The organism is Pantoea sp. BR_17, assembly GCF_041955125.1.
GTDB lineage: Bacteria > Pseudomonadota > Gammaproteobacteria > Enterobacterales > Enterobacteriaceae > Pantoea > Pantoea stewartii.
In genome coordinates this window covers 185,858-202,240 of record NZ_JAVAXT010000001.1, presented here as the reverse complement: position 1 = coordinate 202,240, position 16,383 = coordinate 185,858, and the positions used below count along the sequence as shown (strand labels likewise).

Sequence of the window (16,383 nt, the reverse complement as noted above, 5' to 3'; positions counted from 1 at the left end):
CATGCATCGTCAAAGCAGAATATAAGGTGAGATTGATGACAGGAAGGCCAGGCGCGTACTATCGGGACGCGCACTGAGTATTAGGGAAAGTGATAACCCGGAGGGGATATACAGCGGTGCAAATAATTGCCCGTTTAGAGTGCAATATTGTGTCGTATTGCACTCTTTTGATGCCTGTCTTTTTATGCTTGTTAAAATAAGTGGGTATTCAGCTTACCAGCCCTGGAAAAATCGCTTTAATGCCTGTTACCACAAATTCGATGCCCAGCGCCATTAACAGCAGCCCCATGATACGGGTGATGACGTTGATGCCCGTTTGCCCCAGTACTCTGACCATAATAGGGGCGGCACGAAACAGTAACCAACAACTGAAGGCAAAAATGGCCACTGCCACGGTAAATCCCAGCAGATTTAACCAACTGTGATAGCGCGTACTCCAGACGATAGTTGAGCTGATTGCGCCGGGCCCGGCCATCAGCGGTAAAGCCAGCGGAACAACGCCAATACTTTCGCGAATCGCGGTTTCTGTTTTTTCCTGCTTGTTTTGTTTATCTTCGCCCAGCTTTCCGCTGATCATCGACATCGCTATCGTGACAACCAGAATGCCCCCGGCAATACGGAAAGAATCAATTGAGATGCCAAACACATGCAGAATGGCATCCCCTAAAAACAGCGACGTCCAGAGAATAATGGCCACAGCAAGGTTTGCGGTGAGATTCGTTTTATTACGTTCTGCCACGCCCTGATAACGCGTCATGCTGATAAACACCGGAATGATGCCAATGGGATTCACCAGTGCAAACAGGCCTACGAAAAACTTGATATAGCCAGAAAGATCTAACAGCGCAGGATTCACGGTTCACTCCACATCCCAGATGAAAAACGCGCCTAATGTAAGGTAAAAACGCCGCGCACGCCAGTTGAAGCGAGAGTTATTTATTCTGTTAATTTACTTACAGTTTAGGGCGTTAAACCAGCCATTCCACAATGGCTGGCAGATGTTACTTTTGTTACCGCTTTTAACCTCATCGCCCTCCCCCTCATGAACCGCAGGCTGAAAGGTGTCAGCTGTGGTTTAAATTGATTTGGATCATCATTGCTGTCCCCTAAACCCGATACTCTTTTGTTGTCAGCCACGATACCACCGGAGAAAAAGAATTCTTTTAGTAAACAACTGAAAAACCGCACTTTCATGCTCCGTGATTGAGCGGTTTTTACCCTGGCTATACTTTCCGTTCAGGCTTGTTTCCTAAAAAAGTTTAACTTCCTCAGGAGATCACAATGGCCGTTACTAATGTCGCTGAACTCAATGCACTGGTTGAACGGGTAAAAAAAGCCCAGCAAGCTTTCGCCAGTTTTTCTCAACAACAAGTCGATGCTATTTTCCGCGCAGCCGCACTGGCCGCTGCTGATGCCCGTATTCCCTTAGCGAAGATGGCGGTCGCAGAATCGGGCATGGGCATTGTCGAAGACAAAGTCATCAAAAATCATTTTGCGTCCGAATATATTTATAACGCCTATAAGGATGATAAAACCTGCGGCGTACTGGAAACCGATGATACCTTTGGCACCATTACGATTGCCGAACCCATCGGCCTGATTTGTGGGATCGTCCCGACCACCAACCCCACCTCTACCGCCATCTTCAAAGCTCTGATCAGCCTTAAAACCCGCAACGGTATTATCTTCTCGCCGCATCCTCGCGCCAAAGATGCCACCAATAAAGCCGCCGATATTGTGCTGCAGGCCGCGATTGCTGCTGGCGCCCCTAAAGACATTATCGGCTGGATCGATGCGCCCTCTGTTGAGCTGTCGAATCAGCTGATGCACCACCCGGACATCAATCTGATTCTTGCCACAGGTGGACCGGGCATGGTGAAAGCCGCTTACAGTTCCGGCAAACCGGCTATTGGTGTCGGTGCCGGGAATACACCTGTCGTGATTGATGAAACGGCAGATGTTAAACGCGCGGTGGCGTCCATACTGATGTCGAAAACGTTTGATAACGGCGTGATTTGTGCCTCAGAGCAGTCCGTTATTGTTGTCGATGCAATCTACGATGCCGTTCGGGCACGTTTCGCCAGTCATGGTGGCTACCTGCTGCAGGGCCATGAACTTCAGGCGGTTCAGAATATTATCCTGAAAAATGGCGGCCTCAACGCCGCGATTGTGGGCCAGCCCGCAGTAAAAATTGCTGAGATGGCGGGCATTACGGTACCAACCGATACCAAAATTCTGATTGGTGAAGTTGAACGGGTCGACGAATCCGAACCTTTTGCCCATGAAAAACTGTCGCCAACGCTGGCGATGTACCGGGCTAAAGATTACGAAGACGCCGTCAGTAAAGCGGAAAAACTGGTCGCCATGGGCGGCATTGGCCACACCTCCTGCCTGTACACGGATCAGGATAACCAGTCCGCACGTGTCCACTATTTTGGCGACAAAATGAAAACGGCCCGTATCCTGATTAATACCCCCGCTTCTCAGGGTGGGATTGGCGATTTATATAACTTCAAACTCGCGCCTTCGTTGACGCTGGGTTGTGGCTCCTGGGGAGGTAACTCAATTTCCGAAAACGTCGGACCTAAGCATCTGATCAATAAGAAAACCGTCGCCAAGCGAGCTGAAAATATGTTGTGGCATAAACTTCCGAAATCTATCTATTTCCGTCGTGGGTCATTGCCTGTCGCCTTAGAAGAGGTCGCTACCGACGGCGCGAAACGTGCATTTGTTGTGACTGACCGCTTCCTGTTCAATAACGGCTATGCCGACCAGGTTACCCGCGTCCTGAAATCCCACGGTATTGAAACGGAAGTGTTCTTCGAGGTCGAAGCAGACCCAACACTGAGCATTGTTCGCAAAGGCGCAGAGCAAATGCATAGCTTTAAACCCGATGTGATCATTGCGCTGGGCGGCGGCTCGCCAATGGATGCGGCGAAAATCATGTGGGTGATGTATGAGCATCCCGAAACCCACTTTGAAGAGCTGGCATTGCGCTTTATGGATATTCGTAAACGTATCTATAAGTTCCCGAAAATGGGCGTCAAAGCCCGCATGGTAGCCATCACCACTACCTCCGGCACCGGTTCAGAAGTGACCCCGTTTGCGGTGGTCACGGATGATGCCACCGGTCAAAAATATCCGCTGGCAGATTATGCACTGACCCCGGATATGGCCATTGTGGATGCGAACCTCGTAATGGATATGCCGCGTTCACTCTGCGCCTTTGGCGGTCTGGATGCGGTTACCCATGCACTGGAAGCCTATGTTTCCGTTCTGGCGAATGAGTATTCTGATGGTCAGGCACTGCAGGCGCTTAAGTTGCTGAAAGAGAACCTGCCCGCCAGTTATGCCGAAGGCGCCAAAAATCCGGTTGCGCGTGAACGTGTGCACAATGCCGCCACCATCGCCGGTATTGCCTTTGCCAACGCCTTCCTCGGCGTATGTCACTCGATGGCCCATAAACTGGGTTCCGAGTTCCATATTCCCCACGGACTGGCTAACTCGCTGCTGATTTCCAACGTCATTCGTTATAACGCAAATGACAACCCGACCAAACAGACTGCATTCAGTCAGTATGATCGTCCACAGGCGCGTCGTCGCTATGCGGAAATCGCCGATCATCTTGGTTTGACCGCCACAGGCGATCGTACTGCCCAGAAAATTGAGAAACTGCTGGTCTGGCTGGATGAAATTAAAACGGAACTGGGTATTCCCGCCTCGATTCGTGAAGCTGGCGTGCAGGAAGCGGATTTTCTGGCGAAAGTGGACAAACTGGCTGAGGATGCGTTCGACGATCAGTGTACCGGTGCTAACCCACGTTATCCGTTAATTGCTGAACTGAAACAGATCATGCTGGACAGTTACTACGGCCGCAAATTTGTTGAGCCTTATGCCCAGGTTGAACAGCCCCTGAATCAACCTATCAGCGATATCAAAGCCGCTAAAAAGGTTAAAAAAGCCTAATCAGGAACAAGCCCGTTAGTGCGGGTGCGCCATCCCCCTTGTGGCTCGGTCACAAGGGGGTTTTTTATGGCTGTTGAGGATAAGCAGGCTGTTTGCCCGCTGTCAGTGAATGTGAAATAGTGCAATCGCTATCACACACGAACAGACCGACTCCCAGGTCGCCATAAAGATAAAGAGACGAATGAGGTTCACCAGGAAAGATTTTTGCGACTGCGTGAACCTGAGGTGAGGAACAGGATTACGCGACTGGCGTTTGCGCGCCGTGGATAGCCTGCAAACAGCCCTGCTCAATCGCTTTTTTATAGTGCTTACGGCACACCGAGATATAGCGCTCATTGCCGCCAATCACCACCTGCTCCCCTTCCCGGAAGGGTTTGCCTTCGCTGTCGAGACGCAGCACCATGCCCGCTTTACGTCCGCAATGACATACGGTTTTAAGCTCCACCAGTTTATCGGCCCAGGCCAGCAGATACTGGCTACCGGTAAACAATTCTCCCAGAAAGTCGGTTCTTAACCCATAACACAGCACCGGAATATCCAGATTATCCACCACGTCAGACAAGGCCTTCACCTGTTCCCGTGTCAGAAACTGACTTTCATCCACTAACACACAGTGTACGGGCTGGCGCGCATGCTCTTGTGCAATTTCCACATCCAGCTGGCTTTCGGCATTATAAAGAACGGCCGGTGATGACAAGCCAATGCGTGAACTGACTTTACCGGTACCAAAGCGATTATCAATCTCAGCGGTATAAACCAGGGTCCGCATACCGCGCTCCTGATAATTATAGGAAGACTGCAAAAGCGCGGTTGATTTACCCGCGTTCATTGCCGAATAGTAGAAATAGAGTTGAGCCATTGGCACGGTATCCCAGTGTGGATGAAACAAAATAAGTGCGATTTTACCATATCTGACCGGCAATGCCGTGTTGATTTTCAGCCCGTTACGTTCAGACGAGAGCCAGCGTCGGGTATTGCCTGTCCTGCAACGGCAGCGCATTATTTTTGACTATATGAATATTAAAGACAGTATAGCGTTAAGCTTTATTTTCATTGAACCGTGTCAGGGCTTTATAGGTTGCCGGTTAAACATCAACGTTTCATTGGTCCTTACATCGCGCTTTATCTGGCGGAATTTATAATTTAATAAATTCACCTTTGAACTTTTAAAGCTAAAAATTAATTTAATGTTGAAGTTATTTCCCCCCACCACTACTATTAGCGGGCAGAACAACTCTCCTATTCATTATTCAGAGATCAGGACAATGAGCGAAGCACTAAAAAATCTTAATAATATCCGCACGCTGCGTGCCCAGGCCAGAGAGTGTTCTTTGGAAACACTGGAAGAAATGCTGGAAAAGTTTGAAGTCGTAGTAAATGAACGCCGCGATGAAGCGTCACATTCTAAAGCAGAAACGGAAGAGCGTGCGCGTAAACTTGAGCAATATCGCGATATGCTTTTAGCGGATGGAATCGATCCCAATGAGTTATTCAACGCATTGTCAGAGTCCAAAACGTCTGGCAAAGCCAAACGTGCTGCCCGCCCTGCCAAATATCAGTTTGTTGATGAAAACGGGGAGACCAAAACCTGGACCGGTCAGGGACGTACACCAGCAGCAATCAAAAAAGCCATGGAACAACATGGTAAGCAGTTAGACGACTTTTTGCTGTAAATCCTGGCGTGCTTTAGGCTTTGCTGGCTTCATTTTAGCGACCTGATTACCAATACCAGAAAAAAAAGGAAGCGGTCGCTTCCTTTTTGTTTTTATACCGAATAAAAGTTTCGGTACCAGTCTACAAAACGTCTGACACCTTCATCCACGCCTGTTTGCGGTTTAAAGCCGACAGCGTTAAATAAATCGCTGGTATCTGCGCTGGTAGCTAACACGTCGCCCGGTTGCATTGGCATCAGATTTTTATTTGCCGTTACACCTAATGCTTTTTCAATCGCTTCAATATAGCGAATCAGGCTCATCGGCTGACTATTGCCTAAATTGTAAATACGATACGGCGCTGAACTCGACGCAGCAGACCCGCTCTCTACCGTCCAATTTTCATCCGGCTGCGGAATACAATCCTGCAGACGAATAATGGCCTCGACTACATCATCGATATAGGTGAAATCGCGTTGCATTTTACCCTGGTTATAGACGTCAATCGCCTCACCCGCAATCATGGCCCGGGTAAATTTAAACAAGGCCATATCGGGGCGTCCCCACGGACCGTATACAGTGAAGAAACGTAAACCGGTGGTGGGTAACTGATACAGATGCGAATAGGTGTGCGACATCAGCTCATTGGCTTTTTTGGTCGCGGCATACAATGACACTGGATGATCGACACTGTCTTCCGTAGAGAACGGCAGCTTACTGTTCAGTCCATAAACTGAGCTGGACGACGCATAGAGCAGATGTTCAACACGATGATGACGGCACCCTTCTAGAATATTCAGATGCCCAATAACATTGGCATCCACATACGCATGCGGGTTTTCAAGGGAATAGCGCACACCAGCCTGAGCGGCCAGGTGGATAACGCGCTGAAATTTGTGCTGTTCGAAAAGTGCTGCAATGGCCTGACGGTCGGCCAAATCGGTTTTAACAAACGTAAAAGATGGGTTGTCGCCAATCAAATCAAGACGGGCTTGTTTGAGGCTGACATCATAATAGTCATTCAGGTTGTCAATACCGACAACCTGGTGACCGGCGGCCAACAGGCGTTGGCTCACATGGAAGCCAATAAAGCCTGCTGCGCCGGTTACCAGAAAATTCATAAATCCCTCACTAATTAATTGGCCTGAATAGAAGCTCCGCGGCCAATAGCGTAATAAATAAAGCCGCGCTTGCTGAGACGTTCGGGATCATACAGGTTGCGCCCATCAAAAATCACGGGTTGTTTCAGTGCTTTTTTGATTGTGTCAAAGTCAGGGGCGCGGAAATTTTGCCACTCGGTGCAAATGACAAGACCGTCTGCACCCTGTAGCGCTGATTCTTTGGTCCCCATCAGCTTTAAATCATCACGGTGACCATAAATGCGTTGTGCTTCATCCATCGCTTCCGGATCGAAAGCCTGTACAGAAGCACCTGCTTCCCACAGCGCTTCCATCAATACACGGCTCGATGCTTCACGCATATCGTCGGTATTCGGTTTGAACGACAGTCCCCACAGCGCAAACGTCTTACCTTTCAGATCGTCACCAAAATGACGTTTGATAAAGGCAGGCAGCTTAGTTTTCTGGCTGTCATTGACGTCTTCTACAGCTTTTAACAGACGAGGTGTATAACCAATGGATTCCGCCGTACGAATGAGCGCCTGCACATCTTTCGGGAAACAGGAACCGCCATAGCCGCAGCCAGGGTAGATAAAGTGATAGCCGATACGTGAGTCAGAACCAATCCCCTGGCGCACTTTTTCGATATCCGCACCTAAACGTTCCGCGAGATTGGAAATTTCATTCATAAAGCTGATTTTGGTCGCCAGCATGCAGTTGGCAGCGTATTTCGTCAGCTCTGCACTGCGAATATCCATCAGGATCATACGATCGTGGTTGCGGTTGAAGGGTTCATAGAGCTCACGCAACAGTTCCACGACAGCATCATTATCCGTGCCGACAACGATGCGCTCGGGACGCATACAGTCAGCAACCGCCGCCCCTTCTTTCAGGAACTCGGGGTTGGATACCACATCAAAGCTGATATTGGCATCACGCGCCTGCAGGGTTTCCGTCATGACCGCACGGACTCTGTCAGCCGTTCCAACCGGTACGGTAGATTTATCGATGACCACTTTATGATCGGTCATATGCTGAGCAATGGTGCGTGCCACGGCAGTAACATATTTCAGATCGGCCGAACCATCTTCATCAGGCGGCGTCCCTACGGCGATAAACTGCATCACGCCGTGGTTAACGCCCAGTGCAGCGTCGGTGCTGAACTTCAGGCGACCGGATTCATAGTTAGACTTAACCAGCGGCGTCAGGCCCGGTTCAAAAATAGGAATCTGACCTTTTTTAAGGTTCTCAACCTTTTTTTCATCGACATCAATACAGAGAACGTCATGTCCGACTTCGGCCAACACCGCAGCCTGAACCAGACCGACATAGCCGATACCAAATACAGTGACTTTCATTACGCTATCCTGTGTTGTAAATTTTTAATCGCTAATGGTTTTGTTGAGCCACTCAGAGAACTCTTTGCCCAGCACCGGGTGGCGAACACCATACTCGACGAAAGCCTGCATGTATCCCAGTTTATTACCGCAGTCATGGCTGACCCCTTTCAGGTGGTAAGCTTCAACGGTCTCTTTTTCCATCAGCATAGCGATAGAGTCAGTCAGCTGAACTTCACCGCCTGCACCCGGAGGCGTTTTTGCCAGCAGTGGCCAGATATCTGCGGACAGAACATAACGCCCCACCACAGCCAGATTAGAAGGCGCTTCAGACGCTTTCGGTTTCTCAACCACACCGACCATCGGTGCGCTGTCGCCCGGGTTCAGTTCTGCGCCCTTGCAGTCAACAACACCATAAGCGGTTACATCACTGACAGGCTCAACCATGATCTGACTGCGGCCAGACTCTTCATAACGGCTCAGCATTTCCGCCAGGTTATCTTTGGTTGGGTTTGACTCATATTCGTCGATGATCACATCAGGCAGGATGACGGCAACAGGCTCATCACCGACCAGCGGGTGCGCACACATTACCGCGTGGCCCAGGCCTTTAGCGATGCCCTGACGGACCTGCATGATGGTCACGTGTGGAGGACAGATGGACTGAATTTCATCCAGCAGCTGACGCTTAACGCGCTTTTCCAGCATAGACTCCAGTTCGAAACTGGTATCAAAATGGTTCTCAATAGCGTTTTTAGACGAGTGGGTTACCAGCACAATCTCATTAATACCCGCAGCAATACACTCGTTAACGACATACTGAATTAACGGCTTATCAACCAGCGGTAACATTTCTTTTGGAATCGCTTTCGTCGCAGGAAGCATACGCGTACCCAAACCTGCTACCGGGATTACCGCTTTTTTAACTTTGGTTTTATAGGCAGACATCAAAATACCTCTCTCATAGGCCGTTCAAGTTTTAATGCTTGATATGTCGGTTTAAATTCGGAAATGAGTATATCAGTTACTCGCGAACGGATTTATCCTGGAAGGCATCTATCCGTAGAATTTAAGACTATTACCCAAGTGTAAAGCTAACTTCTGGTACTGTCTTGCGGATAATTATAAAGTAACATCCATTGTTTATTTTTCAGACGATAACATCAGTCGAATACGGCCTCCAGCGCCCCAAATATGGCACTGCCAGTCGTCCGCACGCTGGCTGATCTGGTTAATATGCGTACTGCCCATAGTGCCAAGCGGAACGCCATTACTGAGTTGAATTTGATGGGCCTGAACATGTAATGTGGCATTCAGGCCAGCAGAAACCAGCACCAGGTTTTTTAATCCGCGATGGTAGTACCCAACTAACAGAGGGAACTGTCCGGTTAAATTCGCCTGCCGTAGCAGCAGATTAACCTGTCTGAGTAAACTGCTTAACTCAGGTAATCGCTGTTTCTGTCCTGATAACTGTTCTTGTAATAATCCGTTAAACAGGGCGCGCAATAATAAAGCCGCCAGCACGCCATTGTCGCCCGCACGGGTGACATCGAGACAATAAAAAGCCAAATCTTTGTCAGATAACGCCGCAATATCCAGCACCAGCCCGGGCTGCTCTGCCATGGTTAACTGGCGATAATTTACCCGACAATGGGCAATGCGCTGCTGGACCGGGGGCTGCAATTCTTTCAGTAATTTTGCCGCAGCGGAAGGATCGCGCACCAATGCATCCCAGTCCTGAAACAGCTGTTCATCTTCCTCGACTTTCGAGGTAAACATCGACGGATAGAGGCATTCGTATACCGCTTCACGGAAACGTTCAAAATTCTTCAGGGGTTTTAGCAACACATCCTGTACGCCCAGACGTAAAACCTGCGCGATGTCGGACATATTTTCGGTTGCGGAAATTATCAGAATGGGCAGTGTATTGCCGTGGCTGCGCAGATGTTCGACAAACTGAATTCCGTTCATGCGCGGCATTTCCAGGTCACAAATCACCAGTTCGACGGCATGTTTATCCAGTTGCTCAATAGCTTCCAGACCATCTTCAGCCTCAACAGTGACGGCTCCCATTGATGTTAAAAACTGGTTTAAAAGCGAACGGAAAACGGCCTCATCTTCGACAATGAGTATCTTTTTGCCGATCAGTGGTTTTTCCATTCCATCCCCCTGCGTACCCGATAAATCAATAGTGGTTCATAAAACGCAGTTGCGCCTTTCAGAATAGACCGAAGTAACATCTGTGCGTGAACAACCAGATTATCTTCTACGGACCAGCGGTAATAATTCATCCATTTGTTTCTCAACGGCAACCTTCCCAGCCGCAATTGCTTCTTCTGCACGATGAAAATCCAACGTGGATATTTGTGGACAAAATGGCTGGATAAGCACATCAGGCGGATCGCCTGCCATCCGGTTTCGCTTCAGGCGATTTTCCAGCACCTGGATGGACGTGGCCATGATCTCCATGGCGCCCGGCATTTGCGAGGCCCGGCGCTGCGTAAAATTGACCAGACGCTGTCGCAGTTTCCCACGCCAGTCGAGATTGAGCGCCACAGCCGCCGCATGTTCTTCTGAACTCTGCGGCGTCAGCGCCATCGCATTCTGCGGCATCAGATGCGCGTCGTGCTGAAGATCGACAGCAATCACGACATCCGCCCCCAGCGCGCGCGTCAGGGAGATCGGTACCGGATTCACCACCGCACCATCCACCAGCCAATATCCATTGTAGCCGACGGGCGGTAATAAACCTGGCATACTGCAGGACGCGCGTACCGCCTGATGTAATTCACCCTCGGTCAGCCACAGCTCGCGACCGGTACTTAAATTGGTTGCCACCACACCAAACGGCTTTCCGCACGATTCAATCGCGTCGTGCGTAATGAGTTGCCGGACATGGTTGAATACCCGTTCTCCGCGTAACAGTCCGCCTCGCTGCCAGGACAGATCCATCAGACGGATGACATCCCAGTAGCTAAACGCACTCACCCACTTTTTCATGTGCGGGAGACGATGATTGACGTAAGCTGCGCCCACCAGTGCACCGATGGAACAGCCTGCCACGACATCAATGTTGATACCTGCGCTCTCCAACGCTTCGATAACGCCAATATGCGCCCATCCTTTGGCGGCACCGGAACCCAGAGCCAATCCAATTTTTTGCTTTCTCATCTTACTCGGGTCCTGGCGTCAATACATGGCATCACACGCGTGGGTCGGATAAAGTAAACGATATCATTAACAATCACTGTTATTAACAGGAGAATGTGTGTCCGAATCTTGCCCATGCTGTAGCGGCAAGCAGTATAGCCTATGTTGTCAGCCCTTTGTTAAAGGAACAGAAATTCCCTTATCAGCTGAACAACTTATGCGCTCCCGCTACTGCGCTTATGTCAAACAAGACGTCGATTACCTCGTGGCCACCTGGCATCCCACCAGCCGCGTTCCGGCGCTGGCTGACTTAGTGACTGAAAGTTTCGCGGGTACTGAATGGCTCAGCCTGAACATCACACGTTGTGATGAGGGGCGCCACAAAGACGAATCTTTCGTCACTTTTTTTGCACGTTTTGCTGAAAACGGTGTTAATCGGGCGATGTACGAGCGTTCACGCTTTCTTCGCGAGGACAGTCGCTGGTACTATGTCGACGGAATGACGCCCGCCATCGGGCGCAACGATCGCTGTCCATGTGGCGCCGACAAAAAATACAAAAAATGTTGCGGTTAAGGCAGTTGCCTGCGTAACGGTTTTACCCTTAATGCTTTGACAGGACTCTGATTGAGATGCAAGCGCAAACCATGCAAAGAAAAGTTTTACGAACCATTTGTCCCGATGCAAAAGGTCTGATCGCCAAAATCACCAATATTTGTTACAAGCACGAACTGAATATCGTGCAAAACAATGAGTTTGTTGATCATCGCACCGGGCGTTTTTTCATGCGCACAGAGCTGGAAGGGATTTTTAACGACAATACTTTACTGGCCGATCTCGACAGCGCCCTTCCTCAGGGCTCGGTACGTGAACTGCACAGCGCAGGCCGTCGCCGCGTCGTTATTCTGGTCACCAAAGAAGCCCACTGCCTGGGCGACCTGCTGATGAAGAGCGCGTTTGGCGGGCTGGATATGGAAATAGCCGCCGTCATCGGTAACCACGAAACGCTGCGCTCGCTGGTCGAGCGTTTTGATATTCCGTTTGTGTTGGTCAGTCATGAAGGGCTTTCGCGGGAAGAGCATGATAATAAGATGGCGGACGAAATTGATCGTTACCAGCCAGATTATGTCGTGCTTGCCAAATATATGCGCGTGCTGACGCCGGGCTTCGTCCAGCGCTACCCGAATCAGATCATCAATATTCATCACTCGTTCCTGCCTGCCTTTATCGGCGCACGCCCTTATCACCAGGCTTATGAACGCGGCGTTAAAATCATTGGTGCGACGGCGCACTACGTTAATGACAACCTGGATGAAGGTCCAATCATTATGCAGGACGTCATCAACGTCGATCACAGCTATACAGCAGAAGAGATGATGCGTGCCGGACGTGATGTAGAAAAGAATGTGCTGAGCCGCGCGTTAGATAAAGTGCTGGGTCAGCGTGTGTTTGTTTACGGCAACCGCACGATTATTCTTTAACCGCCACGGGCGCTGGACTGGCTGACATTCCAGCGCTACGCGTAAAAAGTGGGCAAACGGTTCGTGATTTGCCTGAGTCCGCTTTACAGTCTGAATCCATTTGGTATGATGCGCCCCGCTTCAGAGCACAACAATTCAGTCCCTGGTGGGATTCCCGAGCGGCCAAAGGGAGCAGACTGTAAATCTGCCGTCACAGACTTCGAAGGTTCGAATCCTTCTCCCACCACCATCTGAATCTGCTGCCTGAGCCTACAAATCATCCCCGGTGGGATTCCCGAGCGGCCAAAGGGAGCAGACTGTAAATCTGCCGTCACAGACTTCGAAGGTTCGAATCCTTCTCCCACCACCATCTCGCATTTAGCAACTTCATTCCGACATGCAACTCAGTCAGCCTGTTCTGTGCGAAAAGGGATAAGAACCTTTGTTCAGCGTTCGTGGCGGGCATCGCCTGAGTAAACGCGTCTGGAAACCACTCTGGTTTTCTGTTCCCGCTGACCGTGTGTCGTGCTCTCTCGCCCGTGCTGTCCACCACTCGCTGAAATTGCCCTGCTCTGTCATGACATTTCCGGCAAAAATCGCTACCATCCTGCCTATCATTCGCTGAAGGTTATCTCATGAAATTTATTTCATTCAATATTAACGGCTTGCGGGCACGTCCCCATCAACTCGAAGCACTGGTCGAGAAGCATCAGCCTGACGTCATTGGTCTGCAGGAAACGAAAGTCCATGATGATATGTTCCCGCTCGAGGATGTGGCTAAGCTGGGCTACAACGTGTTTTATCACGGTCAGAAAGGCCATTACGGTGTGGCACTGTTGACCAAGGTTCAGCCGGTCTCCGTGCGTCGGGGGTTTCCGGGCGATGGCGAGGATGCGCAGCGTCGCCTGATCATGGCTGAAATCCCCAGCCCGATTGGCGATATTACCGTGATAAATGGCTATTTTCCGCAGGGCGAGAGCCGCGACCACCCGACAAAGTTTCCGGCCAAAGAAAAATTTTACCGCGATCTGCAAAGCTATCTGAGCGAGAGTCTTACGGCGGATAAGCCCGTGCTGATCATGGGCGATATGAATATCAGCAGCACCGACCTGGATATTGGGATTGGCGAAGACAGCCGTAAACGCTGGCTGCGTACCGGTAAGTGTTCTTTCCTGCCCGAAGAGCGGGAATGGATGGACAGGCTGTTGAGCTGGGGGTTGGTCGATACCTGGCGTGCGCATAATCCCGATACCTGTGACCGTTTTTCCTGGTTCGATTACCGTTCTAAAGGGTTCGATGACAATCGCGGTCTGCGCATTGACCTGCTGCTGGCCAGCACCGGGCTGGCCTCGCACTGCATTGAGAGCGGTATTGACTACGATATTCGTGGCATGGAAAAACCCTCTGACCATGCCCCGGTCTGGTCAACCTTCCGCTTCTGATAGCGCTGATGCGTGGTGCGCCCGCCCACCACGCGTTTTCTATTTCACTATTTTCCAGATCAGGTTGTTCGTCCCCAGCGATTTTTCGTCACGCGCGCACTGTAACAGGACGCCTTCTGATTTCACGACTGCGCCCTCGGTATAATTGCGGTTTTCGAAAATACAGCACTGCATACAGTTCTGCTGATTATTTTGTCCCTGAGTCCAGGCTTCCCGCGGCATATCAACAATCACATCCGTATTGGTTCCGCCTGTAGACGGATGATAATTCGCCTGGGCCGGCCCACAGACAATCAGTGCGGCCAGCATGAGCAGTGCAGTTTTACGCATTATTCGGTTTCCTTAGTTTTACGCCGTGCTTTGCGCTGCGGACGTTTTTGTCCGGTGGACGGTAACCCACGAAACGCCTGTCCCGACGGTTGCTGCCGTGCCTGATGAATAAGCCCACTCAGCGTGTGCACCAGCGGTTGCATAAACTCATCATAACGGCAGGCCTTTTCACTAATCCGTGTCAGTGTCGATTCCCACTGGGCGGTCATGTCCGGCCGGGCTGCCAGATCCGGTAACGAATGGATCAACGCCTTACCCGTGTCGGTAGAATGAATATAGCGCCCTTTCTTCTGTAAAAATGACCGGCGGAACAATAATTCTATGATCCCCGCGCGCGTGGCTTCCGTTCCTAAACCATCGGTCGCACGAAGCACTTTCTTTAATTCTTTATCCTGAACAAAACGCGCGATACCGGTCATGGCTGACAGAAGCGTGGCATCCGTAAAATGGCGAGGTGGCTGCGTTTGCTTGGCCAGCACCTCGCCGTGCTCACACAGCAGGACGTCCCCTTCCGCCACGACCGGCAGCGGCATGCCGTCATTTTCTTCATCACGCTCTTTACTGCCCAGCAAAGCACGCCAGCCCGCCTCAGCCAGAAAGCGGGCCTTCGCCACGAATTTACCGCCCGCAATATCCAGTTCAATAGTGCATTTACGAAACATCGCATCCGGGCAGAACTGCATCAGATACTGACGCGCGATCAGGCCATAAACCTGCTGTTCATTGTCATTCAGCCTGACAGCGCTGGCGCGTGCTGTGGGAATAATGGCATGGTGCGCATCCACTTTTTTGTCGTCCCAACAGCGGTTTTTACGATCGGCATCAAACTCCGCAGGCGGCGTCAGATCGGGCTGGTGAACCTGAATGGCATTCAGCACTGCGTGACGACCAGCAAAATGCTCATCGGGCAAATAGCGACTGTCGGAACGGGGATAGGTAATCAGTTTGTGGGTTTCATACAACCGCTGACAAATATCCAGCACCGACTGCGCGCTCAGGCCAAAGCGTTTTGCCGCCTCAATCTGCAGTGCCGAGAGCGAAAACGGGAGTGGCGCAGTGTCGCTTTCGCGCTTATCACTGTATGCGGTGACACGCGCAGGCTGACCGGTAATGCGGGCAACCACATGCTCTGCAAGACTCCGCTTGAGTAAGCGCCCTTCTTCATCCTGCCAGGGCTCACAGGCTTCACTGGGGACCCAGTTGGCGACAAAGCGGATGTCATCTGGCGTCACGATATGCGCTTTAACTTCAAAATAGTCTTTCGGCACAAAGTTTTCGATCTCTTCGTCGCGGCGCACCACCAGCCCCAGCACGGGCGTTTGCACCCGCCCCACCGACAATACGCCATCGTAACCGGCATTACGGCCCATTAACGTCCAGGCGCGGGTCATGTTGATGCCATACAGCCAGTCCGCCCGGGCGCGAGCCAGGGCGGAAACACACAGGGGGATAAACTCACGGTTTTCACGCAGGCGACTGACTGCGCGTTCGACCGCCTGAGGATTGAGATCGTTGATCAGGCAGCGCTGCACCTTACTGCGTTTCTCGGCGGGCAGTTGCAGGTAATCCAGCACTTCGTCCACTAACAGTTGCCCTTCCCGATCCGGGTCACCGGCGTGAACCACTTCGTCCGCCTGCGCCAGCAACCCCTCAACCACTTTAAGCTGCTTAGCGACAGAGGGCCGCGGCTGCAGGCGCCACTTTTCAGGAATAATGGGCAGATCGGCCAGTGACCAGCGTGCATAACGGCCGTCATAAGCATCGGGCTGCGCCTGCTCAAGTAAATGCCCTACGCACCAGGTGACGACCTGATCATTGCCACAGGCAATGAATCCCTCACCGCGGCGGTGCGGTTTAGGTAACACATCGGCAATGGCCCGTCCGAGGCTGGGTTTCTCTGCTATAAACAAACGCATTAAATCGGGTAATC

14 protein-coding genes and 2 tRNA genes are annotated in these 16,383 nt (G+C 51.0%); 7 read left to right on the top strand and 9 right to left on the bottom strand.

All coding sequences use genetic code 11. The features are described from left to right. Window positions 1-208: 208 nt before the first annotated feature. Entirely contained in the window at window positions 209-856 is a 648-nt protein-coding gene (locus RAC60_RS00900) for a YchE family NAAT transporter (RefSeq protein WP_006119393.1), read from the bottom strand. A gap of 425 nt (window positions 857-1,281) precedes the next feature. Between RAC60_RS00900 and adhE the strand changes: the two genes are divergently transcribed. Then, entirely contained in the window at window positions 1,282-3,966 is a 2,685-nt protein-coding gene (adhE, locus tag RAC60_RS00895; RefSeq protein ID WP_133745257.1) for a bifunctional acetaldehyde-CoA/alcohol dehydrogenase, read from the top strand. A gap of 238 nt (window positions 3,967-4,204) precedes the next feature. Here the strand turns inward: adhE and tdk are convergent, their stop codons facing one another. After that, the gene (tdk, locus tag RAC60_RS00890) at window positions 4,205-4,825 is read right to left on the bottom strand and encodes a thymidine kinase (RefSeq protein ID WP_006119396.1); all 621 of its coding nucleotides are present in this window, start codon (window positions 4,823-4,825) and stop codon (window positions 4,205-4,207) included. Between the two features lie 406 nt (window positions 4,826-5,231). Here tdk and hns point away from each other — a divergent pair, with 406 nt between their 5' ends. Beyond that, a complete protein-coding gene (gene hns / locus RAC60_RS00885; RefSeq protein WP_033741865.1) occupies window positions 5,232-5,639 on the top strand; it encodes a histone-like nucleoid-structuring protein H-NS in 408 nt (135 codons plus the stop codon). Between the two features lie 92 nt (window positions 5,640-5,731). Here hns and RAC60_RS00880 read toward each other — a convergent pair whose 3' ends face one another. The 5 genes from RAC60_RS00880 to rssA form a co-directional block, all read right to left on the bottom strand. After that, window positions 5,732-6,739 (bottom strand): NAD-dependent epimerase, encoded by a 1,008-nt coding sequence (locus RAC60_RS00880; RefSeq protein ID WP_054687697.1) that lies wholly within the window; start codon window positions 6,737-6,739, stop codon window positions 5,732-5,734. Window positions 6,740-6,753: 14 nt separating this feature from the next. Further along, on the bottom strand, window positions 6,754-8,094 hold the full coding sequence (locus RAC60_RS00875; RefSeq protein WP_054633686.1) for a UDP-glucose/GDP-mannose dehydrogenase family protein: 1,341 nt from the start codon (window positions 8,092-8,094) through the stop codon (window positions 6,754-6,756). A 24-nt stretch (window positions 8,095-8,118) separates the two neighbouring features. After that, on the bottom strand, window positions 8,119-9,021 hold the full coding sequence (gene galU, locus RAC60_RS00870; RefSeq protein WP_054687696.1) for a UTP--glucose-1-phosphate uridylyltransferase GalU: 903 nt from the start codon (window positions 9,019-9,021) through the stop codon (window positions 8,119-8,121). 195 nt (window positions 9,022-9,216) lie between these two features. After that, window positions 9,217-10,233, bottom strand: a complete 1,017-nt coding sequence (rssB, locus tag RAC60_RS00865) for a two-component system response regulator RssB (RefSeq protein ID WP_283786493.1) — start codon at window positions 10,231-10,233, stop codon at window positions 9,217-9,219. A 99-nt stretch (window positions 10,234-10,332) separates the two neighbouring features. Beyond that, entirely contained in the window at window positions 10,333-11,244 is a 912-nt protein-coding gene (rssA, locus tag RAC60_RS00860; protein ID WP_039343037.1) for a patatin-like phospholipase RssA, read from the bottom strand. Between the two features lie 97 nt (window positions 11,245-11,341). Between rssA and RAC60_RS00855 the strand changes: the two genes are divergently transcribed. The 5 genes from RAC60_RS00855 (at window position 11,342) to xthA (ending at window position 14,123) form a co-directional block, all read left to right on the top strand. Continuing rightward, window positions 11,342-11,797, top strand: a complete 456-nt coding sequence (locus RAC60_RS00855) for a YchJ family protein (protein WP_006119404.1) — start codon at window positions 11,342-11,344, stop codon at window positions 11,795-11,797. Window positions 11,798-11,853: 56 nt separating this feature from the next. After that, the gene (purU, locus tag RAC60_RS00850; RefSeq protein ID WP_006119405.1) at window positions 11,854-12,702 is read left to right on the top strand and encodes a formyltetrahydrofolate deformylase; all 849 of its coding nucleotides are present in this window, start codon (window positions 11,854-11,856) and stop codon (window positions 12,700-12,702) included. A gap of 144 nt (window positions 12,703-12,846) precedes the next feature. After that, window positions 12,847-12,931: transfer RNA gene (locus RAC60_RS00845), tRNA-Tyr, on the top strand. A 35-nt stretch (window positions 12,932-12,966) separates the two neighbouring features. Then, a tRNA-Tyr gene (locus RAC60_RS00840) sits at window positions 12,967-13,051 on the top strand. A 265-nt stretch (window positions 13,052-13,316) separates the two neighbouring features. Further along, window positions 13,317-14,123: an exodeoxyribonuclease III gene (gene xthA, locus RAC60_RS00835; RefSeq protein ID WP_054633684.1), complete on the top strand. Its 807-nt coding sequence runs from the start codon at window positions 13,317-13,319 to the stop codon at window positions 14,121-14,123. Between the two features lie 39 nt (window positions 14,124-14,162). Here the strand turns inward: xthA and RAC60_RS00830 are convergent, their stop codons facing one another. Beyond that, window positions 14,163-14,453 (bottom strand): YnjH family protein, encoded by a 291-nt coding sequence (locus tag RAC60_RS00830; RefSeq protein WP_006119407.1) that lies wholly within the window; start codon window positions 14,451-14,453, stop codon window positions 14,163-14,165. After that, entirely contained in the window at window positions 14,453-16,369 is a 1,917-nt protein-coding gene (locus RAC60_RS00825) for a DNA topoisomerase III (RefSeq protein ID WP_375092447.1), read from the bottom strand. Before RAC60_RS00825 ends, RAC60_RS00830 begins: the two co-directional genes overlap by 1 nt. Between the last annotated feature and the right edge of the window lie 14 nt (window positions 16,370-16,383).